The 25566-nt window shown below is 64.0% G+C and carries 30 protein-coding genes and 1 pseudogene; 20 read left to right on the top strand and 11 right to left on the bottom strand.

Going from position 1 to position 25566, the window contains the following annotated elements; translation table 11 throughout:
- Positions 1–71: 71 nt before the first annotated feature.
- From ACNHGR_RS14075 to ACNHGR_RS14045, 7 genes are all read right to left on the bottom strand, one after another.
- A complete protein-coding gene (locus tag ACNHGR_RS14075; protein WP_475286883.1) occupies positions 72–575 on the bottom strand; it encodes an N-acetyltransferase family protein in 504 nt (167 codons plus the stop codon).
- A complete protein-coding gene (locus ACNHGR_RS14070; protein ID WP_475286881.1) occupies positions 572–1474 on the bottom strand; it encodes a DMT family transporter in 903 nt (300 codons plus the stop codon). The genes ACNHGR_RS14075 and ACNHGR_RS14070 overlap by 4 nt, the downstream gene beginning before the upstream one ends.
- 32 nt (positions 1475–1506) lie before the next feature.
- On the bottom strand, positions 1507–2667 hold the full coding sequence (ispG, locus tag ACNHGR_RS14065) for a flavodoxin-dependent (E)-4-hydroxy-3-methylbut-2-enyl-diphosphate synthase (RefSeq protein ID WP_475286879.1): 1161 nt from the start codon (positions 2665–2667) through the stop codon (positions 1507–1509).
- Positions 2668–2747: 80 nt separating this feature from the next.
- On the bottom strand, positions 2748–4049 hold the full coding sequence (locus ACNHGR_RS14060; protein ID WP_475286877.1) for an OmpP1/FadL family transporter: 1302 nt from the start codon (positions 4047–4049) through the stop codon (positions 2748–2750).
- Between the two features lie 428 nt (positions 4050–4477).
- Positions 4478–5854: a phosphoglucomutase/phosphomannomutase PgmG gene (gene pgmG / locus ACNHGR_RS14055; protein WP_475286875.1), complete on the bottom strand. Its 1377-nt coding sequence runs from the start codon at positions 5852–5854 to the stop codon at positions 4478–4480.
- A complete protein-coding gene (locus tag ACNHGR_RS14050; protein WP_475286873.1) occupies positions 5851–6288 on the bottom strand; it encodes a J domain-containing protein in 438 nt (145 codons plus the stop codon). Before ACNHGR_RS14050 ends, pgmG begins: the two co-directional genes overlap by 4 nt.
- Positions 6288–7094 (bottom strand): division plane positioning ATPase MipZ, encoded by an 807-nt coding sequence (locus tag ACNHGR_RS14045; protein WP_475286871.1) that lies wholly within the window; start codon positions 7092–7094, stop codon positions 6288–6290. Before ACNHGR_RS14045 ends, ACNHGR_RS14050 begins: the two co-directional genes overlap by 1 nt.
- A 108-nt stretch (positions 7095–7202) precedes the next feature.
- Between ACNHGR_RS14045 and panC the strand changes: the two genes are divergently transcribed.
- Positions 7203–8048, top strand: a complete 846-nt coding sequence (gene panC / locus ACNHGR_RS14040; RefSeq protein ID WP_475286869.1) for a pantoate--beta-alanine ligase — start codon at positions 7203–7205, stop codon at positions 8046–8048.
- Positions 8049–8211: 163 nt separating this feature from the next.
- Here the strand turns inward: panC and ACNHGR_RS14035 are convergent, their stop codons facing one another.
- Both ACNHGR_RS14035 and hemE read right to left on the bottom strand, forming a co-directional pair.
- Entirely contained in the window at positions 8212–8652 is a 441-nt protein-coding gene (locus ACNHGR_RS14035) for a CopD family protein (RefSeq protein WP_184268537.1), read from the bottom strand.
- Entirely contained in the window at positions 8652–9710 is a 1059-nt protein-coding gene (gene hemE, locus ACNHGR_RS14030) for a uroporphyrinogen decarboxylase (RefSeq protein ID WP_475286867.1), read from the bottom strand. Before hemE ends, ACNHGR_RS14035 begins: the two co-directional genes overlap by 1 nt.
- A gap of 289 nt (positions 9711–9999) precedes the next feature.
- On the opposite strand from hemE, the gene ACNHGR_RS14025 reads away from it, so the two are divergent.
- The 12 genes from ACNHGR_RS14025 to ACNHGR_RS13970 all read left to right on the top strand — a co-directional run bounded on the left by ACNHGR_RS14025 (position 10000) and on the right by ACNHGR_RS13970 (position 17583).
- On the top strand, positions 10000–10827 hold the full coding sequence (locus tag ACNHGR_RS14025; protein ID WP_184268533.1) for a pyruvate, water dikinase regulatory protein: 828 nt from the start codon (positions 10000–10002) through the stop codon (positions 10825–10827).
- Positions 10824–11429: a Maf family protein gene (locus ACNHGR_RS14020; protein ID WP_475286864.1), complete on the top strand. Its 606-nt coding sequence runs from the start codon at positions 10824–10826 to the stop codon at positions 11427–11429. The genes ACNHGR_RS14025 and ACNHGR_RS14020 overlap by 4 nt, the downstream gene beginning before the upstream one ends.
- Complete coding sequence (aroE, locus tag ACNHGR_RS14015; protein WP_475286863.1) at positions 11426–12253, top strand: shikimate dehydrogenase; 828 nt, start codon at positions 11426–11428, stop codon at positions 12251–12253. The genes ACNHGR_RS14020 and aroE overlap by 4 nt, the downstream gene beginning before the upstream one ends.
- 10 nt (positions 12254–12263) lie before the next feature.
- Positions 12264–12857, top strand: a complete 594-nt coding sequence (gene coaE / locus ACNHGR_RS14010; protein ID WP_184268527.1) for a dephospho-CoA kinase — start codon at positions 12264–12266, stop codon at positions 12855–12857.
- A 32-nt stretch (positions 12858–12889) separates the two neighbouring features.
- The gene (dnaQ, locus tag ACNHGR_RS14005) at positions 12890–13582 is read left to right on the top strand and encodes a DNA polymerase III subunit epsilon (RefSeq protein WP_184268525.1); all 693 of its coding nucleotides are present in this window, start codon (positions 12890–12892) and stop codon (positions 13580–13582) included.
- Between the two features lie 74 nt (positions 13583–13656).
- On the top strand, positions 13657–14253 hold the full coding sequence (gene hpf, locus ACNHGR_RS14000) for a ribosome hibernation-promoting factor, HPF/YfiA family (protein ID WP_184268521.1): 597 nt from the start codon (positions 13657–13659) through the stop codon (positions 14251–14253).
- Positions 14254–14443: 190 nt separating this feature from the next.
- On the top strand, positions 14444–14911 hold the full coding sequence (locus ACNHGR_RS13995; protein ID WP_184268519.1) for a PTS sugar transporter subunit IIA: 468 nt from the start codon (positions 14444–14446) through the stop codon (positions 14909–14911).
- Positions 14871–15380, top strand: coding sequence for a PaaI family thioesterase (locus ACNHGR_RS13990; RefSeq protein ID WP_184268518.1), 510 nt, complete (start codon positions 14871–14873; stop codon positions 15378–15380). The genes ACNHGR_RS13995 and ACNHGR_RS13990 overlap by 41 nt, the downstream gene beginning before the upstream one ends.
- Positions 15370–15711, top strand: a complete 342-nt coding sequence (locus ACNHGR_RS13985; protein WP_184268516.1) for a DUF1491 family protein — start codon at positions 15370–15372, stop codon at positions 15709–15711. Before ACNHGR_RS13990 ends, ACNHGR_RS13985 begins: the two co-directional genes overlap by 11 nt.
- A 174-nt stretch (positions 15712–15885) precedes the next feature.
- Positions 15886–16548 (top strand): cell wall hydrolase, encoded by a 663-nt coding sequence (locus tag ACNHGR_RS13980; RefSeq protein WP_475286858.1) that lies wholly within the window; start codon positions 15886–15888, stop codon positions 16546–16548.
- 110 nt (positions 16549–16658) lie between these two features.
- Complete coding sequence (locus ACNHGR_RS13975; RefSeq protein ID WP_475286856.1) at positions 16659–17153, top strand: MmcB family DNA repair protein; 495 nt, start codon at positions 16659–16661, stop codon at positions 17151–17153.
- A gap of 31 nt (positions 17154–17184) precedes the next feature.
- Entirely contained in the window at positions 17185–17583 is a 399-nt protein-coding gene (locus ACNHGR_RS13970) for a hypothetical protein (protein WP_475286854.1), read from the top strand.
- A 28-nt stretch (positions 17584–17611) separates the two neighbouring features.
- Here ACNHGR_RS13970 and ACNHGR_RS13965 read toward each other — a convergent pair whose 3' ends face one another.
- Entirely contained in the window at positions 17612–18223 is a 612-nt protein-coding gene (locus ACNHGR_RS13965) for an ankyrin repeat domain-containing protein (protein ID WP_184272217.1), read from the bottom strand.
- Positions 18224–18263: 40 nt separating this feature from the next.
- Here ACNHGR_RS13965 and ACNHGR_RS13960 point away from each other — a divergent pair, with 40 nt between their 5' ends.
- The 5 genes from ACNHGR_RS13960 (at position 18264) to ACNHGR_RS13940 (ending at position 20870) form a co-directional block, all read left to right on the top strand.
- Positions 18264–18935, top strand: coding sequence for an SCO family protein (locus ACNHGR_RS13960; RefSeq protein ID WP_475286852.1), 672 nt, complete (start codon positions 18264–18266; stop codon positions 18933–18935).
- Positions 18923–19360 carry a YcgN family cysteine cluster protein gene (locus ACNHGR_RS13955; RefSeq protein ID WP_475286850.1) on the top strand — a complete coding sequence of 146 codons (438 nt, stop codon included), beginning with the start codon at positions 18923–18925 and terminating at the stop codon, positions 19358–19360. The genes ACNHGR_RS13960 and ACNHGR_RS13955 overlap by 13 nt, the downstream gene beginning before the upstream one ends.
- A gap of 49 nt (positions 19361–19409) precedes the next feature.
- Positions 19410–20072 (top strand): M48 family metallopeptidase, encoded by a 663-nt coding sequence (locus ACNHGR_RS13950; protein ID WP_475288427.1) that lies wholly within the window; start codon positions 19410–19412, stop codon positions 20070–20072.
- Between the two features lie 4 nt (positions 20073–20076).
- Positions 20077–20340, top strand: a complete 264-nt coding sequence (locus ACNHGR_RS13945) for a hypothetical protein (protein ID WP_475286848.1) — start codon at positions 20077–20079, stop codon at positions 20338–20340.
- Positions 20341–20411: 71 nt separating this feature from the next.
- Positions 20412–20870, top strand: a complete 459-nt coding sequence (locus ACNHGR_RS13940) for a DUF2059 domain-containing protein (RefSeq protein ID WP_475286847.1) — start codon at positions 20412–20414, stop codon at positions 20868–20870.
- A gap of 20 nt (positions 20871–20890) precedes the next feature.
- On the opposite strand, the gene trhO is transcribed toward ACNHGR_RS13940, so the two are convergent.
- Positions 20891–21730 carry an oxygen-dependent tRNA uridine(34) hydroxylase TrhO gene (gene trhO, locus ACNHGR_RS13935; RefSeq protein WP_475286845.1) on the bottom strand — a complete coding sequence of 280 codons (840 nt, stop codon included), beginning with the start codon at positions 21728–21730 and terminating at the stop codon, positions 20891–20893.
- A gap of 64 nt (positions 21731–21794) precedes the next feature.
- Here trhO and pdeM point away from each other — a divergent pair.
- Positions 21795–22452, top strand: a pseudogene (pdeM, locus tag ACNHGR_RS13930) (ligase-associated DNA damage response endonuclease PdeM).
- A gap of 186 nt (positions 22453–22638) precedes the next feature.
- Positions 22639–25440 (top strand): TonB-dependent receptor, encoded by a 2802-nt coding sequence (locus ACNHGR_RS13925; RefSeq protein ID WP_475286843.1) that lies wholly within the window; start codon positions 22639–22641, stop codon positions 25438–25440.
- The last annotated feature ends 126 nt before the right edge of the window (positions 25441–25566 follow it).

Below are 25566 nucleotides of genomic sequence, written 5' to 3'. Positions count from 1 at the left end.
CATGATCGCTGCCTATTATCCCGCCTTCGTCGTCCTGGCCTTGGGCGCCTTTGCCGCCGGACTGCTGTTCGTTACGACCGAGGATTGGCTGAAGCACTGATCCCGGCCAGCGCGACCAGCGCATCGCCGTCGAGCCGCTGCACCGTCCATTCGTCCATCGGCTTTGCCCCGATCGCGCGGTAGACGGCGATGGCGGGTGCGTTCCAGTCGAGCACCGACCATTCCAGCCGGGCGCAATCCCGCGTGATCGCCAGCCGGGCGAGGCGCGCCAGCAGCGCCTTGCCCGCGCCCAGCCCCCGCGCATCAGGCAGGACGAACAGATCCTCCAGATAGATGCCGGGCCGCGCCTCGAAGGTCGAGAAATTGTGGAAGAAGAGGGCAAAGCCGATAGCCCTGCCCTCATGCTCCGCGATCAGCACTTCGGCCATGGGGCGCGGGCCGAACAGATGCCGTTCCAGCGTGGCGCGATCGCCCTTCACCTCATGAGCGAGCCGTTCATAATCGGCCAGCGCCAGAATGAAGGCATGGATGGTGCCGATATCGTCGGCCACTGCCTCGCGAATGATGATGCTCATGCTGCGCTTGCCTCCACATGAGCCAGATCGGCCCGTTTCGAGCGGGCGGCGATAAGGCAGGCGACGACGATGAGCAAGGCGCCAGCCACCGTGCTGAACGTCACATGTTCGCCAAAGGCCAGCCAGCCGACGATCATGGCCCAGACGAAGGCGGTATATTCGACTGGGATCAGCCGCTGCGCCTCGCTACGCGCATAGGCCCAGGCGAGGGCTGCAAGCGAGGTGAAGGCCAGAATGGCGGCGAGCAGGACCAGCGGCACCGCTTTGAGCGGCGGCAGGATTGCCAGCCATGGCGCACCGATCGCGAACACGCCCAGCATGACGAGATGCTGGAAGAAGGCGACTTCGATCGGGGACGCGACCTGCGCCTGTTGCCGCTGGATGATGAGGTTCCAGGCAAACAGAACCGCCGAGCCAAGCACCGCCAGCACACCCAGCAGCGCGTTACTCTCGTACCGGCCCTGCAACTTGCCCGACAGGATGACGCCGACCCCGACCAGCCCCAGCAGCGAGGCACCGATTGCACGGCGCCCGACCTTTTCGTGAAGCAGCAAAGCGGCAAGGTAGAGCGCGATCAGCGGCGCGATGAAGGACAAGGCGATCGCTTCGGCCAGTGGCAGGCGCAGGATCGCCCAGAAAAAGAGCAAGGCCATGAAGGCCACGACCGTCCCGCGCAGCAAATGGATGCGCAGCACGGCCCGCGTCGGCCAGCGTTGGCGGGTCAGCAGCATCAGGGCAAGGCCGAGCAGGCTGCCGGTCAGCGCGCGCCAGAACAGGGCGTTGTAGAGGCCGATCGCCAGCCCCAGCCCCTTCATCGCCGCGTCCATCACGGAAAACAGCGCAACGCCCACGCAGCAGACGAGGAAGGGAATGGCAAAACTGCCCTGCTTATGTGCCATCGCCCCCGTCCAGCTGCCTATTCCCCGGCAGCCTATTCCGCCGCTTCGACCTTGCCGGCATCCGTGGATTCCGCTTCCAGTTTCTCCGCCTCGATCGCCGCGGCCTTGGCTTCGACCAGCCGGACGATATGGTCGACCATGTCGGCGTCCTGAATCGTGTGATCGGTGACGCCCGACAGATAGACCATATGTTTGCCATTGCCGCCGCCGGTCAGGCCAATGTCGGTTTCGCGGGCTTCGCCGGGACCGTTGACGACACAGCCCAGCACCGAAAGCGAGAGCGGCGTGTTGATATGCTGAAGCCGTTCCTCCAGCGCCTGCACGGTGCGGATGACGTCGAACCCCTGCCGCGCGCAGCTGGGGCAGGAGATGACCTTCACGCCGCGGGTGCGGATGCCGAGCGATTTGAGAATCTCGTAGCCGACCCGCACTTCCTCTTCCGGTTCAGCGGAGAGGGAGACGCGGATCGTGTCGCCGATGCCCGCCCAGAGCAAATTACCGATACCGATCGCGCTCTTCACCGTGCCGCCGATCAGGCCGCCGGCCTCGGTAATGCCAAGGTGCAGCGGGCAATCGACCGCGTCGGCCAGCTGCATATAGGCTGCGACGGCGAGGAAGACGTCGCTGGCCTTCACCGCGACCTTATATTCGTGGAAATCCTGATCCTGGAGCAGCCTGATATGGTCGAGCGCGGATTCGACCAGCGCTTCGGGGCAAGGCTCGCCATATTTTTCGAGCAGATCCTTTTCGAGGGAACCGGCGTTGACGCCGATGCGGATCGAGCAACCATTGGCCTTGGCCGCGTCGACCACTTCCTTCACCCGCTTTTCGGACCCGATATTGCCGGGATTGATGCGCAGGCAGGCGGCGCCGGCATCGGCGGCTTCCAGCGCGCGCTTATAGTGGAAGTGAATGTCGGCGACGATGGGCACGCGCACGGCGCGGACGATCTGCTTGAGCGCGGCAGTCGATTCCTCGTCGGGGCAGGAGACACGGATGATGTCGACGCCCGCTTCCTCGCAGCGGCGGATCTGGTCGATCGTCGCCTTTACGTCATGAGTCAGCGTGTTGGTCATGGTCTGCACCGTGACCGGGGCGTTGCCGCCGACGGGGACGTTGCCGACCATGATCTGACGCGACTGGCGCCGCGCTATGTCGCGCCAGGGGCGCAGGCCGGGATTATGGTCGGACATGAAAAAGGGGCTCCGTAAGCTACGGAGCCCCTATAGGGATTTTCGATGACGGTTAGAAGCGTCCCCTGAAAATCAGGCCGTCAGAAGCGCAAGGTCGCAGAGGCTGCGACCTGATCCGCATTGCCGCTGGTCTGGGCCAGCGTGGTGGCGGTGACGGTCGCGGGCGAGGGATAATAGCTGTCCGGGCGAATGATGTTCGCCTTTTCCACGAAGGTGTGGGCGTAGCTGAGGTTCAGCGCGAAATTATCCGACATGTTCCAGGTCGCGCCGCCGGTCAGCCAGACGCGGTCGCCGTCGGGGACGCGGGTGGTCAGATGCTGCGGATTGGTGGGCGAACGGTCGAACATGGTGCCGGCGCGCACGGTGAAGGCCGGGCTGACATCATATTCGCCGCCGACGCTGACCGAATAGCTGTCCTTGTAATCCAGTTCCTTGTTGGTCGTGCCGGCGGCCGAGGTGACGGCGATGCCCTTGAAGCGCGACCAGTTATACCATTTGCCCGTGACCATCGCGCGCAGCTGTGGCGTCAGCTTGTGCATCATCGACACGGTGACGATGTCGGGCAGGTCAAGCGGCGCGGTGGCGGCAAAGTCGCCATTGCCGGCCGCGATCGGGCCGACCAGACCGGACACGCTCTGGGTGCCGGCCAGCTTGTGGCTGATGCCGGAACGATAATGGACGCCCCAATTGGTGTCGCCGGTGGTGTAGAAGAGGCCGGCATTCCAGCCCACCGACCAGTCGTCACCCTTCAGGCTGGCAAAGCCGTCGGTGGTGACGAGCGGCGACAGCTGGGGCAGTGCGTTGGTCAGCGTCGCCTTCACATATTGCACGTCGACGCCGCCGCCGATCGAGAGATTGTCGGTCAGCTTATAGGCGGCAGAGGGCTGGATATTGTAGGTTTTGAGGTTGGTGTAGAGCGAGTCATAGCGGCCGAAGAAGCCGTCATCATATTCCAGCTTCAGGCCGAAGGGCGCGTTGACGCCAAGGCCGACCCAGAGCCGGTCGCTGACCTGCGCGCTGGCATAGAAGCTGGGGATGGGAATGACGCTTTCGAACGGATTGCCGCCGTCATTGCCGGCGATCGGCGTGGTGACGGGCACGCCCGGAATGGTGCGGCGCGACCCGCGATTGGTCTGGTGCGCCGACGCCATCAGCGCGGAGCCGCCGATCGAGGTCTGGATGCCCGACAACTGGGTCATCGCCGCCGGATTGAAATAGATGGTCGAGGGATCATCGCCCGCCGCCGCGCCGCCGGACAGCGCACGGCCGGTTTCGATCGGCGATTGTTCCTGAAGATAGAAGCCGCCGGCCATGGCGGGAAAGGGGGCAGCCATGACCCCGGTAACGAGGAGGGCACGGCTGAGATGGCGGCTAAGGGACATGGTGAATCCTCTGCTAGATGGCGACTCTTCTGCTGCCGTTCGGCGCCCCTGCAACGCGCGAAGCCGGCTTATGAGCCAGCGGGCTTAGCAAAGATGTCGTTAATTTCCAGTGTTGCCGATCGGCCATCGCGCACTTGGTCAGCGCAGACCTGACGTTTACGGAAAGGAAACGCTACGGCTTGGCGGAATCGCGGGGCGCGAAAAAAAGACAAAAAAAAGCCGCCCGGAAGGACGGCCTTGAAGTTTTAGGAGAGGATGCCTGAAAGGCGAGTTCCTTTTGCGGTGCAGCGACGATTGTCGCAAATGCGAAACAGACAAACATGGTTGCGTTTTCTGCAATCGTTATCCTTGCTGACGCTTTCCGTAAGGGAAAATCCTTCATCACATTGCGGACATAAGACCAAAGTATCATCGGAAAAATCGCGAATTCAGCGCGATTCCAGTCTTGTCACGCCTGATTCGGCCAACTGGGCATCGATTTCGCGGATCAGCCGGTCGAGATCGACCTGATTCGTCGATTCGGCGCGTGCCACCAGTGCAGCCTCGGTGTTGGACGCACGCAGCAGCCACCAGCCATCGCCAGACCGCACCCTGACTCCGTCGATGGTGCAGATATCGGCGCCTTCTTTCTCCAGCCGGGCGAGGATCTCCGCGATCACGGCGAACTTGCGGGAATCCGCGACCGGGAAGCGCCATTCCGGAGTGATGATGGTGGCGGGCATAGCATCATGCAGCGCGGTGACGCCGCGCCCCAGCGACCCGACCGCCCGGATCAGGCGGACGGCAGCGTAAAGGCCATCATCATAGCCGGGATACTCATCGGCAAAGAAGAGATGGCCGGTGGTTTCACCACCGAGCGGGCTGCCAATCTGCTTCATTCTGGACTTGATATGGCTGTGGCCGGTCTTCCACATGTCGGGCCGGCCACCCAGCGCGGCGATGCGGTCGAAGATGGTCTGGCTGGCCTTCACATCGCCCACGATCCTGCCGCCGGGGCGGTTTTGCAGCACGACCTGCGCGAACAGGCCGAGCAGCTGATCGCCGGGGAGCGTGCGGCCGAGGCTGTCGATCACGCCGATCCGGTCGCCATCGCCATCGAAAGCCACACCGAAATCGAGCTGCTTGTCGCGGACGAGAGCGCGCAGATCGGCCAGATTCTTGTCTTCGGAAGGATCGGGATGATGGTTGGGAAAATGTCCGTCTATATCGGTGAAAAGCAGATGATGCTCACCGGGGAGCAATTGCGCCAGCTTCTCGACTACCGGGCCGGCGGCGCCATTGCCCGCGTCCCAGCCGATGCGGCAGGCCGGGCCATCGAACCCCTGCACCAGCCGCGCCGCATAGGCGTCCATGATATCGACCGTCTCGACATGGCCCGCGCCGGAGTCCCAGTCGCCCGCTGCCGCCATGACGCCCAGAGTCTGAATGTCGGCGCCGAAAAAGGGGGCATGACCCTTCACCAGCTTGAAGCCATTCTGGTCGCCGGGATTATGACTGCCGGTTATCTGGATGCCGCCATCCACATCTTGCGTTGCTTCGGCATGATATAGCATCGGCGTCGGGCCAAGGCCGATGCGCAGCACATCGATTCCAGTCTCAAGGAGTCCGGCAACCAACGCCGATTCCAGCATCGGCGAACTCAGCCGGCCGTCATAGCCGACCGCGATACGCCCGCCGCCCGATCGGGCAATCACCGTGCCGAAGCTGCGTCCCAGCGCCCAGGCATCGGCTTCGTGCAGCGTATCCCCTACCCGGCCGCGCAGATCATAGTCGCGCAGCAGGGTCGGGTGGAAATGATGGTTCACCGCTGTTTCTGGTCGGCGAGCAGCAGGTCGCGGGCAGCGTTGATCTGCGCCGCCAGCGCTTCGGTGCCGCCCTTGTCGGGATGGACAGAGGCGATCAGGCGGCGATGGGCCGCGCGGATCGCCTTGGCATCGGCATCGGGCGACAGACCCAGCAGCGCGCGGGCCTTGGCGATATCATCGGCGCGCGGCGGGGATGGCGGAACAGCCGTTTTCCGCCCTTTCGCCTTGGCCTTGATATTGCCCTGCTTGGCGAAGAAAAGCGCCGCGCCGATCAGCAGCGGGGCGCCGATCACCGGCTTGCCCTTGGCCGCCAGTACCGCGCCCACGAGCGCCACGCCCAGCGCCATGCCATCCTTTGCCGTCATGCGTTGCAACCTTCCCGTCCAGATCAGCCAGACCGCGAGTGCAGCGATCAGGAGCGTCAACAGGCCCATCAGGCCGCGCCGAGCAGGTCCAGCGCGCCGGTGCCCTCCAGCGTGGGCAGCGCGAGGCCCGACACCATTTCGCGCAACTCCTGCCGGGCGGCGATATGGCTGACGCCCAGCTCACCCAGATGCCCCTTGTCGAGGAGGGTGAGGCCTGAAGGGAAGAGTTCGCGGAAAATGACTCGTTCCGAAAGCCCCGGAATCACGCGGAATCCCACGCGGCGGGAGAGTTCCATGAGCGCGTCGCCGACCCGCTTCTTGTTGCGGGCGTCATGATGCTGCACGCGGTTGCGCAGCACCACCCAGTCGATCGTGACGCCGTCGACCTTGGCCCGCGCCTTGCGCGCGTCGAAGATGAGTTCGGAATAAAAGGAGGGGCTGCGCACCTTGAAGGTTTCCGGATCGACCTGGCCGATCAGGTCGAAATCGACGAAACTGTCGTTCATCGGCGTGACCAGCGTGTTGGCGTGCGGCGCCAGATGGCGGGCATAGACGTCATCGCGACCGGGCGTGTCGACCACCAGATAATCGTTGCCGACGGCGAGCGAAATCACCTGATCGTCCAGCGCGGCGATGCTGTCGCCGGTGAAGACGTCGAACACCGGCATGGGCAGGTCGATGCCGCGGCGCCGGGCCGTTTCCTGCCGGTTTTCCATATAGCGGGTGACGGTGCGCTGACGCGGATCGAGGTCGATCAGGCCAACCTTGTGCCCCAGCGCCGACAGGGCGATGGCGGTATGGACCGCCGTGGTCGACTTGCCGGTCCCGCCCTTTTCATTGGCGAAGACGATAAGATGCGGCTGCGGATTGCCCATTGGCCCCAGTTTACCCCGTTGATTGTCGCAATGCGTGTTGACGGTCGCGCCGGCACGAGCCTAGCAGGACAGCCATAGGATTTTGCCCTTATCGGAGCCGTGACTTCCGTGCAAATATTGCGTGACCTGCCCGCCCTTCGTGCCGCCGTCCAGGCCCTGAAAAGCGACGGAAAGCCGCTGGTATTGGTGCCCACCATGGGCGCCTTGCATGACGGGCACATGGCGCTGGTCGAGGAAGCGCGGCGCCATGGCCGGCATGTCGTCGTGTCGATCTTCGTCAATCCGCGCCAGTTCGGCCCGAACGAGGATCTGGACGCCTATCCGCGGCGCGAGGCGAAGGATGCGCAGATGGTGCAGGCGGCCGGTGTCGACATTCTCTGGATGCCGACGGTCGATGTGATGTACCCGGCCGGCTATGCCACCAACATCAGCGTGACCGGGATCAGCGACGGGCTGGACGGCGCGGCGCGGCCGGGCCATTTCGATGGCGTGGCCACGGTCGTCACCAAGCTGTTCAACCAGGTCCGGCCCGATATCGCCATCTTTGGCGAGAAGGATTATCAGCAACTCGCCGTGATCCGCCGCTTTGTCGCCGACCTGAACCTGCCCATCGAGATTGTCGGCCTGCCGACCCAGCGGGCCGAGGATGGCCTCGCCCTCTCCTCCCGCAACGCTTATCTGAGCGAAGACGAGCGCAAGGCGGCGCTGGCCCTGCCCCGCGCGCTGGGCGAGGCGAAGCGGCAGATCGAGAAGGGCGAGCCGGTCGAGGGCGCGCTGGCACAGGCGATCGCGGCGCTGGCCGCCCATGGTTTTGGGCCGATCGACTATGTGTCGCTGTGCGACGCGGCGACGCTGGAACCGATGACGGTGCTGGACCGGCCGGCCCGGCTGCTGGGCGCGGCGAAGCTGGGGAAGACCCGGCTGATCGACAATATCGCGGTGGATTTCGTTTAACTTCGCACTTTTCCCGCTAATTTTGATATTTTATTGCGCGGACTTGATCCTATTCGTGCGTGCGTCTGTATAGCAAGCCAAGCGGAAATAGGACAGCTTGTGCTGCTTCCCCTCCACCATTGCTACGCAATGGTCCCCCTCCCCAAGCAAGCTTGGGGAGGATTTAAAAGGGCTTCACGATCACGGCGATGACGATGACCGCCGCGGCAACGCCCGGAATCTCGTTCAGCATGCGCAGCTTCTTGTCGCTGAGCGGGCGTTCGCCCCGCGCCAGCTTCTTCGTATAGCCCGCGATCCAGCCATGATAGCCCGACAGACCCAGCACGAAGAGCAGTTTCAGGTGGAACCAGCCGAAGTGCCAGGCGCCGATTTCCACCATCAGCATCAGGCCGAAGAGCCAGACCAGAATCAGCGAAGGGTTGAGAATGATCTTGAGCAGGCGCCCTTCCCGCTCGATCCAGCGCTTATCCTCGGGCGATCCGGGCACGGTTTCCTGATGATAGACGAAGAAACGCGGCATCATGAACAGCCCCGCCATCAGGAAGATGACGAAGATGACATGGGCGGCCTTCACCCAGAGATAGGCGGCGCCAAGATAGGCCATCAGTCGCGCACTCCTTCCTTTCGCACATAGCTAATGAGCGATTCGACATGCGCAATGGGCGTGTCGGGCAAAATACCATGGCCAAGGTTCATGATATGGGGCCGGTCGGCAAAGGCGGCGCGGATCAGGTCGACCGCTTCCTCGACCGCCCGGCCGCCCGCGATCAGCGCCAGCGGATCGAGATTGCCCTGCACCGGCATGCCCTTGGGCAGCGCGACATTGGCCCAATGCGGGTCGATGGTTTCATCAACGCCCACGGCATCCACGCCGGTCTGCGCGGCATAGTCGGCCAGTTTCGCGCCGGCGCCCTTGGGGAAGCCGATGACCGGGATATCGGGATGCAGCGCCTTCAACCGGGCGACGATCCGCTTATTGGGTTCGATCACCCAGCGCTGGAATTGCAGCGGCGACAGGCTGCCGGCCCAGCTGTCGAACAGTTGGACGGCTTCCACGCCAGCTTCGATCTGGCCGCACAGATAGACGACGGTCGCATCGACGATGGCGTCGATCAAGGCGGCGAAGCGATCGGGTTGTTGATAGGCCATGCGGCGGGCCAGCCCATGATCCTTGCTGCCCTGTCCCGCCACCATATAGGTCGAAATTGTCCAGGGACTGCCCGCAAAGCCCAGAAAGGTGACATGGGGGTCCAGAGCCGCCTTCACCTGCCGCACCGTTTCGTAGATCGCCTCGAAACGGCTGAAATCGGGTGTCAGCGCGGACAGGTCGGTTTCGGCGAGGATCGGGGCGAGACGTGGGCCTTCGCCGGCCTCGAACCACAGATCCTGTCCCATCGCATAGGGGACGATCAAAATGTCGGAAAAGAGGATCGCGCCGTCGAAGCCGAAGCGGCGCAATGGCTGAAGCGTGACTTCGGCCGCGGCCGCGCTGTCATAGACGAGTTCGAGGAAGCCACCCTTGTCCGCCCGCAGCGCGCGATATTCGGGCAGGTAGCGGCCGGCCTGGCGCATCAGCCACATGGGGGGGACGGCAGGACGGTCCCCTTTCAGAACGGCGAGGAGCGGCTTGTCCGTCAGGCTCACCGGAGCGTCTTCGCGCATCACATTCTCTCTTATTATTTAGATTCAAGGGATGATGGAGATAGTAGGTCCGTTGGCAGCGGGGTTTATGCGCTGTGCCCGCTTTTGCCAACATATTGACTCAGGAGAGTCACGGAAGACGTGGCGAGTCAGTTGCGTAATCCCCGTTACCCACAGGCTGTGGATGGAATCAGGGGCCTGTTGGGGGCCTGTGGATAAGATTCCGGTCAGTGGGGACGGGAAAAACCCATGAACTTATCCACAATTTCATCCCTTGCTTTATCCACAGGGCTCCAACAGAGATGTCCCCATGGCGCGCATCCACCTGCATCTCCTGTCTGACTCCACCGGCGAAACGCTGGAGAATATCGCCAAAGCGGCGATCGGGCTGTTCGAAAATGTCGAGGCGATCCGCCATTTCTGGCCGATGGTGCGGTCCGACGTGCATCTCGACCGGATCATGGAGGAGATCAGCGCCAATCCGGGGCTGGTGCTGTTCACACTGACCAATCACATGCTTCGGCGGCGGCTGGAAACGCGCTGCCGCGCGCTCGGCCTGCCCCATGTCGCGGCGCTGGACAGCGTGGCCGACGCGCTGTCCAACATATTGGGGCAGGAGACGCGGACCCGGCCGGGCCGCAAGCATATATTGGACGAAGCCTATTTCGCGCGGATCGAGGCGATCCAGTTCACCATCGCCCATGATGATGGCGTGGGGCATGAGAATTGGGAGGAGGCGGACATCGTGCTGGCCGGCGTGTCGCGCGCGTCCAAGACGCCGACCTCCATCTATCTGGCCAATCGCGGCTACAAGACCGCCAATATCCCGCTGGTGCCGGAATCGCCGCCGCCGCGCAGCCTGTACAGTCTGAAGCATCCGATGGTGGTGGGGCTGACGGTCAGCCCGGAACGGCTGATCCAGATCCGCCGCAACCGGCTGTTGTCGCTGAATCAGGCGCCCGAGACGGCCTATGTCGATAATGAGAAGGTGCAGGAGGAACTGGCCTTTGCCCGGCGCATGTTTGCCGACAATGGCTGGCCGGTGATCGACATGACCCGCCGGTCGATCGAGGAAGCGGCCGCCGCCATCATCAACCTGTTCAACGACCGCGAACTGGCGGAAGGACATGAATCATGATCGTACTGGCGTCGCAAAGTGCGAGCCGCCGGGCGCTGCTGAGCGCGGCGCAGGTGCCGTTCGAGGCGCTCTCACCGGGCGTCGACGAGGAAGCGGCCAGGGACGCGCTGCGCGCCGACGGCCTCGACGCGCGGGCGCTGGCCGATGCGCTGGCGGAACTGAAGGCATTGAAAGTGTCGCGCCGGGTGCCGGGGGCGCTGGTACTGGGATGCGATCAGACTCTCAGCATGGGAGACGGCGAGGAACGCGGGGAGATGATCGACAAGGCGGTCGATCGGGCGGATGCAGCGCGAATCCTGCGCTTGCTGTCGGGCCGGGTGCATCATCTGCATAGCGCTGCCGTCATTGCCCTCAATGGCGAAGCGATCTGGCGCCATGTCGAGCGGGTGCGGATGACGGTGCGGCCTTTGTCCGACGCCTTCATCCAATCCTATCTGGACGCCGACTGGGATAAACTGCGCTGGTGCGTGGGCTGTTACCGGATCGAGGGGCCGGGGGTGCAGTTGTTCAGCAAGGTCGAGGGCAGCCAGTTCGCGATTCAGGGGCTGCCACTGCTGCCGCTGCTTGACTTTCTGCGCGTGCGCGGCGTTTTGGCGGCATGAGCGACGCCCTTCCTTATGCTGAAGTCATCGGTGATCCGATCGCGCACAGCAAATCCCCGCTGATTCACAATTTCTGGCTCAATGCGCTGGATATCGAGGCGGAATATAAGAAGACTCATGTGACGCCCGAGGGGCTGGCCGCCTATTTCCTGGTGCGCCGGGCCGATCCCGACTGGCTGGGGTGCAACGTCACCATACCGCACAAGATGGCGGTGCTGGATTTCGTCGACGATCCGGGCGGGGTGCGCGAGCGGATCGGCGCGGTCAACACCATCGCCAGCGAGACGGGCGGGCCGCTGATCGGCACCAATACCGATGCCGGCGGATTCCTCCAGCCGCTGCTGCGCGACAAGTGGAAGGGCCGCAGCGCCGTGATCGTGGGATCGGGCGGCGCGGCGCGGGCGATCCTGTTCGCGCTGGCGAGTCTGGGCGTGCCGGAACTGACCATTATGGCGCGCGATCCGGCCAGGGGGCAGGCGCTGCTGGATCATGGGGGTACCAAGGGCCGGGTGATCGGCATGGGGGATGCGCTGCCCGCCGCCGACCTGCTGGTCAATTCGACCTCGCTCGGCATGGTGGGTCAGCCGGCGCTGGACCTTGACCTGACGCCGCTGCGCGACGAGGCGACCGTCTATGATATCGTCTACGCGCCGCTGGAGACGGGCCTGCTCAAGGCGGCCAGGGCGCGGGGCCTCAAGACGCTGGATGGCCTGGAAATGCTGATCGGTCAGGCGGCGCTGGCCTTCGACATCTTCTTCGATGCGCAGGCGCCGCGCGAACTGGACGAGGAATTGCGCGCGCTGCTGCTAGCCGCGGACGATTGAGGGCGGGCGGATGAAGGTCTACGGCCTCACCGGGTCGATCGGCATGGGCAAGTCGGCGGTGGCGGCGATGCTGCGGCGTGAGGGCGTGCCGCTGTTCGATGCGGATGCCGAGGTCCACCGCTTGCAGGGCGCGGGCGGCGCGCTGTTGCCGGCGATCGAGGCGCGCTTTCCCGGCACGACCGGGCCAAAGGGCGTCGACCGGGCTAAGCTTGGCGCGGCGGTGTTCGGCCATCCCCAGGAACGCAGGGCGCTGGAGGCGATCGTCCATCCGGCGGTGCAGGCGGCCCGTGCCCGATTCCTGCGCCGGCACCGGTCGCGCCGATTCGTGGTGCTCGACATTCCGCTGCTGTTCGAGACGAAGGGGCAGACATGGCTGGACGGCGTGATCGTCGTCAGTGCGCCGGCATGGAAGCAGCGCCGGCGCGTCCTGGCGCGGCCGGGCATGAGTGCGGCAAAATTCCGCCAGATTGTCCATCTGCAAACCCCCGATGCTGAAAAGCGGCGGCGGGCGGACTATATCATCCATACGGGCACGACATTCGCCGACACCCGTGCACAGGTGCGCCGACTGGTCGCTTGCCTTGGCACGAAGACAGGTGGATAAGGGTTGGCCCACAGAGTCGAATGAAGAGGGCGATGCGCGAGATTATTTTCGATACCGAAACGACGGGATTCGACCCGGCATCCGGCGACAGGCTGGTCGAGATCGGCTGTATCGAACTCATCAATCGCGTACCCAGCGGCCGGACCTTCCACGCTTATTATCATCCCGAGCGGGACATGCCGGCAGCGGCCTATAACGTGCATGGCCTGTCGGCGGAATTTCTGGCTAAGCATCCGGTCTTTGCCAATGGCGCGACCGAGTTGCTGGCTTTTCTGGAGGACAGCCCGCTGGTCGCGCATAATGCGCGGTTCGACTTCGGATTCCTCAATCACGAACTGAAGCTGTGCGGCCTGCCCGACATATCGTTGGATCGCATGATCGACACGGTGGCGATCGCGCGCACCCTGCATCCCGGCGCCAAGCATAGCCTGGACGCGCTCTGCACCCGCTACGGCATCGACCGCAGCCATCGCGTCAAGCATGGCGCGCTGCTCGACGCGGAATTGCTGGCGCAACTCTATATCGAACTGACCGGCGGCCGGCAGATCGGCCTGGGTCTGGCACAGGAGGCAGACAAAGAGATCGTCGGGGTGGAACTGACGGCATCAACCGTGGTTCGCCCTGTTCGTCCCGCGCGGGTCTTTGAGGCCAGCGCGGCGGAGTTGGAGCGGCATGCAGCGTTCGTCGCGACGCTGAAAGACCCGCTCTGGCTTCAGGAGGCATAGACCGCACTGGCCTATGCCCTCCCATGCCCACCGGATCGCCCTTCCAGCATCCGGCAAAAATAAGGAGAAGGCATATGGATATTCGTGTTTCCGGACATCAGGTCGAAACGGGCGAGGCGCTCAAGGAGCATGTTGCCGAACGACTGGAGGCGATGGCCGAGAAATATTTTTCCCGCACGCTTTCCGCCCAGGTGACCTTTCGCAAGGCACCGCACGGAGCCTTCCACTGCGACATCGTCTGCCATGTGATGACCGGCCTGATTCTGAAGGGCGCCGGCGAGGCGCAGGAGGCGCATCCGGCCTTCGACCAGGCAGCGACGAAGATCGAGCGGCAGCTGGTCCGCTACATGCGCCGGCTGAAGGATCGCCATGGCCAGGCGGTCGCCGCCGAGGCACAGCGCGTCAGCAGCTACAGCGTCGATGATATCGACGGCGCGGGCTACACCATCTTTGCCGGCCAGGGCGAGGATGAAGAAGAAGCGGCCGATGCGCCACTGATCGTCGCCGAAACGCGGGTCGATATTCCCGAAGCCAGCGTGTCCGATGCGGTCATGATGCTGGACCTGCGCAACACCAATGCGCTGCTGTTCCTGAATGCCGGCACGGCCGCCTATAACATGGTCTATCGTCGCCATGATGGCACGATCGGCTGGGTGGAACCCCGCGGCTGACACCGTTCGCGGCGGCGGGGCATGGCCTTGCCGCCCATGCCGGGGTAGCGGCTGGGTCGCGCCGCTACACCACGCCGGTTCCCGGCCGCCTGTTGACCTGATGGTGCAGGCGGCCTATGGGGCCGGGCTTTGATAGTCCGAGGAAAAGCGCGAATTTTCGCCCGCGCGGCTCGGCCGTTTCGGATTGACCATGGTTAACTTCAACGACATCGTTTCTGCCGAAGCGCTCGCGACGGGCCTGTCGGCGAACGGCAAGAAAGCGCTCTTCCAGAAGATCGCGACCCTCGCCGCCTGCGCCTATGATCTGGACGCGGACGAAGTGGGCGACGCGCTGTTCGAGCGCGAGCGGCTGGGATCGACCGGCTTTGGCGGCGGCGTCGCCATTCCCCATGCCAAGATTGCCGGGCTTGGCCAGATGTGTGGCGTGGTCGTGCTGCTGGACCCGGCCGTACCGTTCGACGCGGTGGATGATGCGCCGGTGGATGTCGTTTTTGCCCTGCTGTCGCCGGTCGACAGCGGTGCCGAGCATCTCAAGACGCTTGCGCGGGTGTCGCGCTATCTGCGCGACGAAGGCCAGGTGGCACGTCTGCGCGGCGCGCAGTCGACGGAAGCGCTGCATGCGCTGCTGGCGGGCGGCGGGGCGCGTGACGCTGCCTGAAGATATCAGCGGCGCGAGTGGCGAGGCGGCGCATTTCCGCGCGCTGGAAAATCTCTATCGCTCCGCGCCGATCAACCGGCTGTTCCGGTCGGAACTGACGATCAGCGAACCGGGCCGGTCGGTGATCGACTTCGATGTCGATGAAAGCCAGTTTCATGCCGCCGGTGCGGTGCATGGCACCGTCTATTTCAAGATGCTGGACGATGCGGCTTTCTATGCCGCCAACAGCCTGGTCAGCGACCGCTTCCTGCTGACCACTGCCTTCAATCTGCTCTTCACCCGGCCGATCGGCCCCGGCCGCATCCGCGCGGAAGGCCGCTGGATCAGCGGCAAGCGCCGCGTCTATGTCGCCGAAGCGAGCCTGATCGACGCGGATGGCGAGGAGGTCGGGCGCGGCACCGGCACGTTCATGCGCTCGCAATTCCCCCTCTCCTCGCTGTCTGGCTATGGGCCGGGCGATGGCCGCTGACGCGCGGCTCACCAGCGCGATGCTGGTGGGGGCGCTCCGGCGGCGGGTGGGGGCTGCCGGCGGCTTCGCCACCATTTTGCGCAAGGGCGATGAGATCAGCGGCGTGATTTTGGTTCAGATACTTGAAAAGGGACAGTTTTCTGCCCTTTTTGAGCGCGTGTCGAACTTTGATGGCGGTCATGCGTTATTGCGCTGTGGTCCTTCCCCTGATGACGGAGCGGAGGCACTGGACGCCTATCTGGCGCGACGGCAGAGGTCGGACCCCGACCTGTGGGTCGTTGAACTCGACGTCCCGGAAGCGGAACGGTTTGCCGTGGAAACACTCTGCTGATCGTTGACACATCGTCATGGTTTCGGCACAGGCCCCCAACGCCAACGCGCAGGTTGCCGAATTCGCCCAACGGGGGGCGGGGCCGGTAAACACGCAGACGGGGGGCGGCCGAACGTCAGAGAATATGAGTTAAAACGACGTTTCCGGCCAAGAACCGCATGATTTTGAGCCGTAATGAGTTTTCGTCTGAAAGCTGCCCTGGTCGCAGCCTTTGCCCTGTCCGCCGCCGCTGCGGTCACGGCCTCCGACATGTCGATCGCCAGCGAATCGATGGCTTCGGTTACTTCTCTTCCGCAGGCTTTCCCTGCCACAGCTTCGACCGGCACCCAGTCTGCCGTCGTTTTTTCCGCGCCGCACGAAGTTGCGCAGTCGCTGGATTCGGCCAAGAAGGCCAACGCATTTTCCACTGATACCGACGCGCAGGCCACCAGCCTCGCTGCTCTGGTCGACGCCCAAGGCGAGCCGGAGGAGCTGGAAGGCGACATGAAGTGCCTCGCGGGTGCAGTCTATTTCGAATCCAAGGGCGAAAGCCTGGAAGGCCAGCTGGCCGTCGCGCGGGTCATCATCAACCGCGCCAAGTCCGGCCGTTTCGCCAGCAGCCTGTGCGGCGTCGTCTACCAGCCGAGCCAGTTCAGCTTCGTGCGTGGCGGCGGCATGCCACCGGTGCGCACCGAAAGCCGCAGCTGGCGCGAGGCCGTCGCCATCGCCCAGATCGCGGCGAACGACAGCTGGGACAGCCGCGCGGAAGGCGCGCTCTTCTTCCACGCCCGCCGCGTTTCGCCGGGCTGGGGCAAGGCGAAGCTGGCGTCGATCGACAATCATATCTTCTATCGTTGAGAGGATCGGCGCGGATAACGCGCCTGTTCGCGCTGGCGAAACTTTCAGGCCGGTTCGGTTTTTCCGAATCGGCCTTTTCATTTGTTCCTGTCTTGTTCTAAGATGCGGCCATGAGTAGCGCCCCGATCGACGCCTGTTCCCCTTTGACCGACGGCACTGCGCTGGCGGTGGCGCGCGGGACGCTGCGGCTCTTCTTCCGCCATGACATGAGCGGGATATTGGAAGTGCCGCTGCCCAACGGGCGCCGGGCCGACATCATGGCGATCGACGGGGCCGGTCGGCTGACCATCGTGGAGATCAAGTGCAGCAAGGCCGATCTGCTGGGCGACATGAAGTGGCCCGACTATTTCGACTATTGCGACCGCTATTATTGGGCAGTGCCGGCCGGGTTCGACCTGACCCTGTTCGACAGCGAGGCGCTGTGGCCGATGCGGACCGGGCTGATCGTCGCCGACCAATATGATGCCGAACTGGTGCGCCCTGCCCCGGTCGAGCCGCTGGCGGCCGCGCGGCGCAAGGCGGAGACGCTGCGCTTCGCCCGGCGCGCCGCACGGCGGTTGACGGCATTGAGCGACCCGGACCATGCTGCGGAGATCGGCTGGTAAGGGCCAGCCATCCACTGCGACAGGGAGCGAGATGCGGTCCCATCTGGAATTTCGATCCGGGGCTTTATGCGATCCGCCCGGCACAGCGTTGCGCGGCGAATTGCTGGCGCGGCAACTGGTGATCGGGCTGCCAGCGCACGGCTATCGCATCCGCAAGGCGGTGGCCGAGGATTGGGGATGGTGCGTGGCGCTGGACAATCCGGGCTTTGCGCTCTGGATCGGCTGTGGCGCGCTGGCCGCCTATGACGACGGGCATCTCTGTTTCATCCAGCCGTCCAAGCCGCGCATATGGACCTGGCTGGGCCGGGTCGATGCGAGCGAGACGGTGGATCGGCTGGCGAGCGCGCTGGAAAGCTGCATTCTGCGCAGTGGGGTCGCCCATCATCTGCGCTGGTGGAGCGAGGATGAAGTGCGGGCCGAGCAAGGCTGAGGCTTCGCCCGGCCCGGCCGAATTGCAATCAGAAGACCGGACCCTGGACCGGGCCCTTGGGCGCGGCGGTCGTCTTGGCGGCGTCCAGCGCTTCGACCAGGCCGGGGGTGCGGCCGTCGCGCTCGGCATAGTCGCGGGCGGACATGCCGGCGATGGTATCGCGCTTGTCGGGATTGGCGCCCTGCGCCACCAGCAGGCGGACGAGGCCGATGTCGCGCAACTGCACCGCCCGGATCAACGGGGTTTCGCCGCTGCCATTCACCTTGTCGACCTGCGCCTTGTAGCTGAGCAGCGCGCGCACGCCTTCCTCGAACCGGCCCTGCACCGCGTCCATCAGCGGGGTATTGCCGTCATTGTCGGTCAGGTTGGGGTTGGCGCCCTTCGACAACAGGAAGGTCAGCCAGGTGGCGTCGCGCCGGGCGACGATGAAATGCAGCGCATTTTCGCCGGTGGACACATCACGGCTGTTGATGACGGTGGAGCCGGGCTTCTGGATGAGGTCGGTGACCTTTTGTCCGTCCTTGTCCTTCACCGCCTTCAGGAAATTATAATTGTCCGAAAACTGCGCCTGCGCCGGGGCGGGCGTCAGCAGCGCCATGGAGATCAACCCCAGGAAAGCGGAAAGGAACTTGCTCTTCATCATACGCCCCGTTGCATTGCAAATCACGTCCTAGCAGGGCATGGCTGGCCATGCCATGAACAAAGACGCCGCCATCGCCGCCCTGCCTTATGTGGCTCTGCCCTTTCTTGCCCTGCTGGCTGCCTGCAATATGGGGGCTGGCGGGAACGCATCAAGCGGGGAGAGCGAACAGGGCGAATTGATCGGCGCGCGCATCGGGGCGCCCTTTACGCTCACCAACCAGGACGGCAAGCCGACGCGCTGGGACCAGTATAAGGGCCAGTATCGGCTGGTCTATTTCGGCTATACCTATTGCCCGGACGTCTGCCCGGTCGACCTGCAACGGATCATGCAGGCTTTCGCCAAGTTCGAGAAGGCGAAGCCGGCGCTGGCCGCCAAGGTGCAGCCGATGTTCATCAGCGTCGATCCCGAGCGGGATAGGCCGGCGGTGCTCAAAAATTATGTCGCGGCCTTCCACCCGCGCCTGATCGGCCTGACCGGCACGAAAGACCAGATCGCGAAGGTAGCGAAGGATTTCGTGGTCATATATAATCCGGAGAAAGCCGGCGGCGCCACGACCGACTATCTGGTCAGCCACAGCCGCACGCCCTATCTGTTCGATGGCGACGGCAAGCCGGTGGCGCTGGTGCCGGTGGATGATCCCGCGACGGCAGATGTGGACGAAGGCGCACCCGACAAGGTGCTCGCCTTTCTTGAAAAATGGGTCAAGTGACGCACTTCTGGGAAAAGCCCCTCGACACACTCGACAAGGCCGAGTGGGAAGCCTTGTGCGACGGTTGCGGCAAATGCTGCCTGCACAAGGCGCAGGATGAGGATACGGGGCGTATCTATCCGACCAATATCGCGTGTCGCCTGCTCGACCGGCACAGCGGGCAATGCAGCAATTACAAGGACCGGCGCAAGTTCGTGCCCGATTGCGTGCGGCTGACCCCGGCCAAGGTGCGCCAGATAGCCTGGCTGCCGCGCACCTGCGCCTATCGGCTGCGCGGCGAAGGGCTGCCCCTGCCCGACTGGCATTATCTGGTCTGCGGCGATCGGGAGGCGGTGCATCGCGCCGGCCAGTCGGTACGCGGCTGGACAGTGGGTGAGGCCGACGCCGGCGACTGGGAAAATCATCTTGTCGACCGCGAAGTCTGAGGGTGGGAAGTCTGAAGCCGACGCCGCGATCCTGATCGACGGCGTGGCCATGCCGGTGCTGGTGCGCCGGTCTGCGCGGGCGCGGGCCTATCGGTTGACGATCGACAGTGCGCGCGGGGCGCTGCGCCTGTCGCTGCCGGCACGGGCAAATCTGAACAAGGCGCTGGGCTGGGCGCAGGATCATGAAGGCTGGGTGCGGGCGCAGATGGCCAAGCAGCCGGCGATCACCCTGCTGGGGCATGGTGCGACCTTCCCATTGGAGGGGCGCGACGTCCTGATCCACTGGGTCGAAGGGGCGACGCGGACGATAAGGCTGGAGGGCGACCGGTTGCTGCTGGGCGGCGCGGCGGAATCAGTCGGCGCGCGGGTGCAGCGCTGGCTGGTGGCGCGGGCGAAGGCGGTGCTGGAGACGGAGAGTCACGCACTGGCGCGAGAACATGGGCTGATCGTGGCGTCGGTCGGCGTGGGCGATACGCGCAGCCGCTGGGGCAGTTGCGCCTCATCCGGGGCGATCCGCTATAGCTGGCGGCTGATCCTGGCCCCGCCGGCGGTGCGCCGGGCGACCGTGGCGCATGAACTGGCCCATCTGCTGCACATGGACCACAGCCCGGCCTTCCACGCGGCGCACAGGCGCATCTATGGCGCTGATCCCCGGCCGGCGCGTGAATGGCTGCGCGCGCATGGTGCCGGGCTGCACCGCTATCAGGCCTGATCCTATGGCACGGCAGAAGAAACGCTATCTGACCGCGACCATGCCGGACGGCTATGTTAAGCGGATCGGGCCGACTGCGGACCCCCTCACCCATTATTGGCGGATCGTCGCCATGCTCGAAAATGGCAAGACCGAGGTATTCTGGGGCCATACGCGCTCGCTGGCGGAAGCGAAGAAGCTGAAAGGCCCGGCAGCGGACGGCGCGAAGATGCGCGGCTGGAAAAGCTATGCGTTCGAGATTGCGGAACTGGTGGAGGAGCCGGTTTGAGATAGGCGAAACGGCTTTGAAATTGCTCATTTGCAGACTTTAATGCGATTCGACAGAAAGGCGTGATGGATATGACGTCAGCCCAGATTGAAGAACCGCCTAGCGCTTACAAGGTTGATCTTATTCGACGCTTCTTGGTCGCATCAGGCATTCAGCATCAGATCGATACAGGGAAGTTCGTAACGCGATTTGGCATTCCTGATGGTCATGTTTTTACATATGCGGTTGAGCGCGGTGCGACATTCGGCGAAGCTGTCGATGCAAGTTTTGCAGTGCTTACATCAGCCTATGAAAAGCATCGTCATATCTGGCAGGAGGAATATGAAAGCCATATCAACTGGGAGTTCACTGAAAGCGAACTGGCGCAGATTGTAGCTTTCATCGAAGCACCAGTCGGTCAGCACTTTCTCGATGGGCGCTGGCGCATGGACGCATATATCGGCACAAATACCGAAGATCTGGTCGAGCAGATCGTTGATGAAGCCGAGAAAGCAATAGATCAGGTTAGCTTCAGCATGAATGGCAGGTAATCGCCCATTCGATCATCTCTCTACCCCCGATGCGGCCAGGCACCGAACTCGTCGCCGGGGCAGTCATGGTCTGCATCGCGCCGATAAGGCAGACCGCAGTCCTTGCAGGTGGCATAGTCGCCGACCTTGAGGCCATGGCCCACCGCCACCCGCTCGTCGAAGACATAGCAGTCGCCCTGCCAGCGGCTGTCGGCTTCCGGCATTTCCTCCAGATAGCGCAGGATTCCGCCCTTGAGATGGTAGACATCGTCGAAGCCGCGCGCCTTCACCAGCGCGGTGGATTTTTCGCAGCGGATGCCGCCGGTGCAGAACATGGCGATCTTGGGTGTCCGGCCCTGCGCCTTCAGGTCGGCGGCGAAGGCGTCGAACCAGTCGGGAAATTCGCGGAAGGAACGGGTTTCCGGGTCGATCGCGCGCTCGAACGTGCCGACCGCCACCTCATAGGCGTTGCGCGTGTCGATGACGACCGTGTCGGGATCGGCGATCAGTTCGTTCCACTCGGCCGGGTCGAGATGAGTGCCGGCCTGGTTGGCGGGGTCGAGATCGCCCACGCCCAGCGTCACGATTTCCGCCTTCACCTTCACCTTCATCCGGGCGAAGGGCGCGCCGTGCGCATGGGAATATTTGACGTCCATGGCGGCGCAGCCCGGCAAAGTGCGTAAGTGGGCGATCAGCGCGGCGATGGCATCGGCGCTGCCGGCCACCGTGCCGTTGATCCCCTCCCCCGCCAATATCAGCGTGCCGCAGGTTTCCAGATCCGCACACAGGGCGCGCAGGTCGGCCGCGATCGCCGCGGGATCGGCGAAGCGGGTGAAGCAATAGAGGGCGGCGACGGTGTAGCTGGGCGGTTCAACGGACATGGCGCGCCTATAGGGCTTTGCGCTGCCTCTTGAAAGCCGGGGCGGACAGGCGCATAGGCGGGGCATGGTTCCCCTTTCGTTCGCAGGTCAGGCCTTCATGGCGCTGCCCGAGGCTGCGCTTTACTGGCCGGCGCAGCGGGCGCTGCTGGTCGCGGACCTGCATTTCGAGAAGGCGAGCTGGTATGCGCGGTTCGGCCAGTTCCTCCCCCCATGACAGCCAGGCGACGCTGGACGTGATCGAGGCGCTGGTGGAGCGGACCGGCGCGCAGGCGGTCTGGTCGCTGGGGGACAGTTTTCATGATGCCGATGGCGCCGCCCGGCTGGACCCGTTGGCGCGCGAAAGATTATTTTCCCTTACGGAAAGGCTGGACTGGACCTGGATTACCGGCAATCATGACGCAGCTGTCGTGCATATGCCGGGGGGACGCCGGGTGGCAGAGGCGCAGGTCGAGGGGATATGGTTGCGGCATGAGGCGGAGGCGGATGATCCGCACCCCGAAATTTCCGGCCATTTCCATCCCAAGCTGCGCCTGTCACTCCGGGGCCGGCATGTGTCGCGACGCTGTTTCGTGGGATCGGCCACCAAGCTGATCCTGCCTGCGCTGGGGGCGCTGACCGGAGGTCTGGATGCGGGCCATGGGGAGATTCGCCGGGCGGTCGGGCCGGGTGCGGCTGCGTTGGTGCCGGTCGCGGACAGATTGCTGCGCTTTCCCTTATCGTAAGCTTCCGTTACGGAATTGTGCGTACCCTATGTTGCTATGCTGCAACATAGTTCCTCGCCTTCGTCCCGCAGATGCGGAAAAAGCGCGGAAAAGTGCGCGAGTCTTGCCATGTCCTTGCTGTGACAGCATAATCACCATCATCCCGACATGGCGAAAAGTCGTGCGGGCCAGGAGAGGATCGACATCATGACAGACAAGAGTCCCTTGCTGACGACCGTAGGTGCGTTGGCGCTGTGCATGTTTGCCCCTGCCGCTCTGGCGCAGGACGCGGCCGCGCCGCAACCGGTTGTGGACGATAATGGCGCGAATATCATTGTGACGGCCACCCGCCGGGCCAGCCCCCTGTCCGACGTGCCGATCGCGGTATCGGCGGTGGGCGCACAGGCGATGCAGAATAGCGGCGCGAGCGACATCCGCACGCTGAACCAGCTGGCGCCGTCGCTGCTGGTGTCGTCCACCGGCTCCGAAGCCAATGCGTCGGCCCGTATCCGCGGCATCGGCACGGTCGGCGACAATCCGGGCCTCGAAAGCTCGGTCGCGGTCTTCATCGACGGCGTCTATCGCTCGCGCACCGGCGCGGGCCTCAACGAACTGGGCGAGATCGAACGGGTCGAGGTGCTGCGCGGGCCGCAGGGCACTTTGTTCGGCCGCAATGCGTCGGCCGGCCTCATCAACATCATCAGCAAGGCGCCCGAGCAGACCTTCCATGCCAAGGGTGAGGTCACCTATGGCAATTATGATTATTGGCGGCTGTCGGGCCGCGTCACCGGACCGATCGCCGATGGCATCGCGCTGGCGCTCGATGGCGTGTGGAGCAAGCGGGACGGTTTCTACAAGCTGGTCGACGGCACGGGGAACACAGTCGGCGACACCAATGACCGCGACCGCTATTTCCTGCGCGGGCAGGCACTGATCGAGCCGAACGATGCGCTCTCCATCCGGCTGATCGGCGATTATACCAATCGCGACGAAAGTTGCTGCGGCGCGGCCTATATCGAGGCGCGCGAGCGGCGGCCGGCGGCGGGCGGCGGCTATACCGATGCGCCGTTCAACCGCATCGCCGCGATCCTGGCGGGCCAGGGCAGCGTGATCCCGGCCGATCCCTATGATCGCGAACTGCATGTCACGCCGGGCCGCGACTATGTCAGCAAGCTCAAGGACTGGGGCGTATCGGGCGAAATCAACTATGATTTCGGCGGCGCCAAGCTGACCAGCATCACCGCCTACCGCGACTATAAATCCCGCGACTATGGCGATTATGACTATAATGCTGCCGACCTGCTCTATCGCGATCCCAACACCTATCGCCAGTTCAAGACCTTCACCCAGGAATTAAGGGTGCAGGGGTCGGCCTTCAACGACAAGCTCGACTGGCTGGTCGGCGGCTATTACGCCAATGAACGGCTGACCTTGCAGGATAATATCCGCTTTGGCGCGGATTATGGCCGGTTCGCGGCCTGCCGCCTGATGGCGGGCGCGGGCGTCAACAGCAACCTGACGGCCGGGCAACTGGCCGCCTGCGGCAGCGGCCTTGCCACCCAGCCGCTCATCACGGGCACGCAGGCGAACCTCAATGCCGGCCTGACCGCCGCGCTGATCGCGCGCGGCGTGCCGGCGCCGATCGCGGCAGCGCAGGCCGGGGCGATCTCCACCGGCCTCGGCAATGGCCTGCGCGCGCTGGCGGCGATTCCGGAAGGGACCGGCGACGTCGCCTCCCTCTATCGGCAGAAGAGCGAGAATTGGGCGCTGTTCACCCATAATATCGTCCACATCACCAACCGGCTCGATCTGACTCTGGGCCTGCGCTACACCCATGAAAGCAAGCGCTTCTCCGCCGATTTCAACAATAATAACGCGACCTGCGCAGCGTTGCAGGCGTCCGGCCTACCGGGCATCGCCACCAATCCGGCGCTGGGCAGCGCGGCGACGCTGGCCGGCGGTATCCTGACGCTGGGGTGCCTGGGCAATGGATCGACCGGCCTCAACGCGCTCGACCTGAATGACAGGATCAGCGATGGCGAATTTTCCGGCACGGCGGTGCTGTCCTGGAAACCGATCGACGAACTGCTGCTCTATGGCAGCTATTCGAAAGGCTATAAGGCGGGCGGCTATAATCTGGATCGCTTCCAGCTGGGATCGACCGGCCTCAACGCCATTCCCGCCGTCTTCTCGCCCCGCACCAATGCGGACGTGACCAGCCTGCGCTTTGCTGCGGAAAAGGTCGACAGCTTTGAAATCGGCCTGAAATATGTGCAGCCGAAATGGAGCGTGAACGTCGCCGCCTTCCGGCAGGAGTTCAAGAATTTCCAGCTGAACACCTTCAACGGCACCAGCTTCGTCGTGCAGAATATCAATGGCTGCGACAGCGAACTGAGCGCGGCGCGGACCTGTGACAGCGGCGATGTCGGGCCGGGCCTCATCAGCCAGGGCGTAGAACTGGAATGGTCGGTCAGCCCGGCGCGCAATTTCCGCGTGGCGGGCGGCGCAACCTATGCCCGGGCCAAGTTTGCCAACCGGCTGGTGGGCAGTGGCGACGGCAGCGTGCCGCTCGACCCCGCCCTGTTCCTGCTGCCCGGATCGATCAACAGCAATGCGCCCAAGATGGTGACGACCGCCAGCATGGCCTGGACGCCCGACATCGGGTCATCGGGTCTGTCGGCGCTCTTCTATGTCGACGGGCGCATGACCAGCGACTTCAACACCGGCTCCGACCTGTTCCCCGAAAAGCGGCAGGACGGATTTGCGGTGGTGAACGCCCGTGTCGGCATTCGCGGGCCGGAGCAGCGTTGGTCGGTGGAATTCTGGGGCCAGAATATCTTCAACCAGAATTATACCCAGGTCGCCTTCTCCAGCCCGCTCCAGTCGAGCAGCCCCGGCACGTCGACCACCGGCCAGTTCGCGGCCGGCGCGCCGATGGCGAACCAGCTCATCTCCGCCTATCTGGCGGAGCCGCGCACCTACGGCATCACTTTGCGCGGGAGTTTCTAGGACGGTCGCCATTTAGTTCTGGCGGCCTGCAACTGGCGACTTGCCGCGCTTCCGGTGCTCACGACCTTAAAGGTCGCTGTGCTCCGGGTCGCGACAAGTCACCATTTTCGTCACGCCATCTCCTGA

The organism is Sphingobium sp. RS1 (assembly GCF_056156825.1).
Note: the sequence above shows the minus strand (reverse complement) of the source record. Positions and strands in the feature narration are given on the sequence as shown.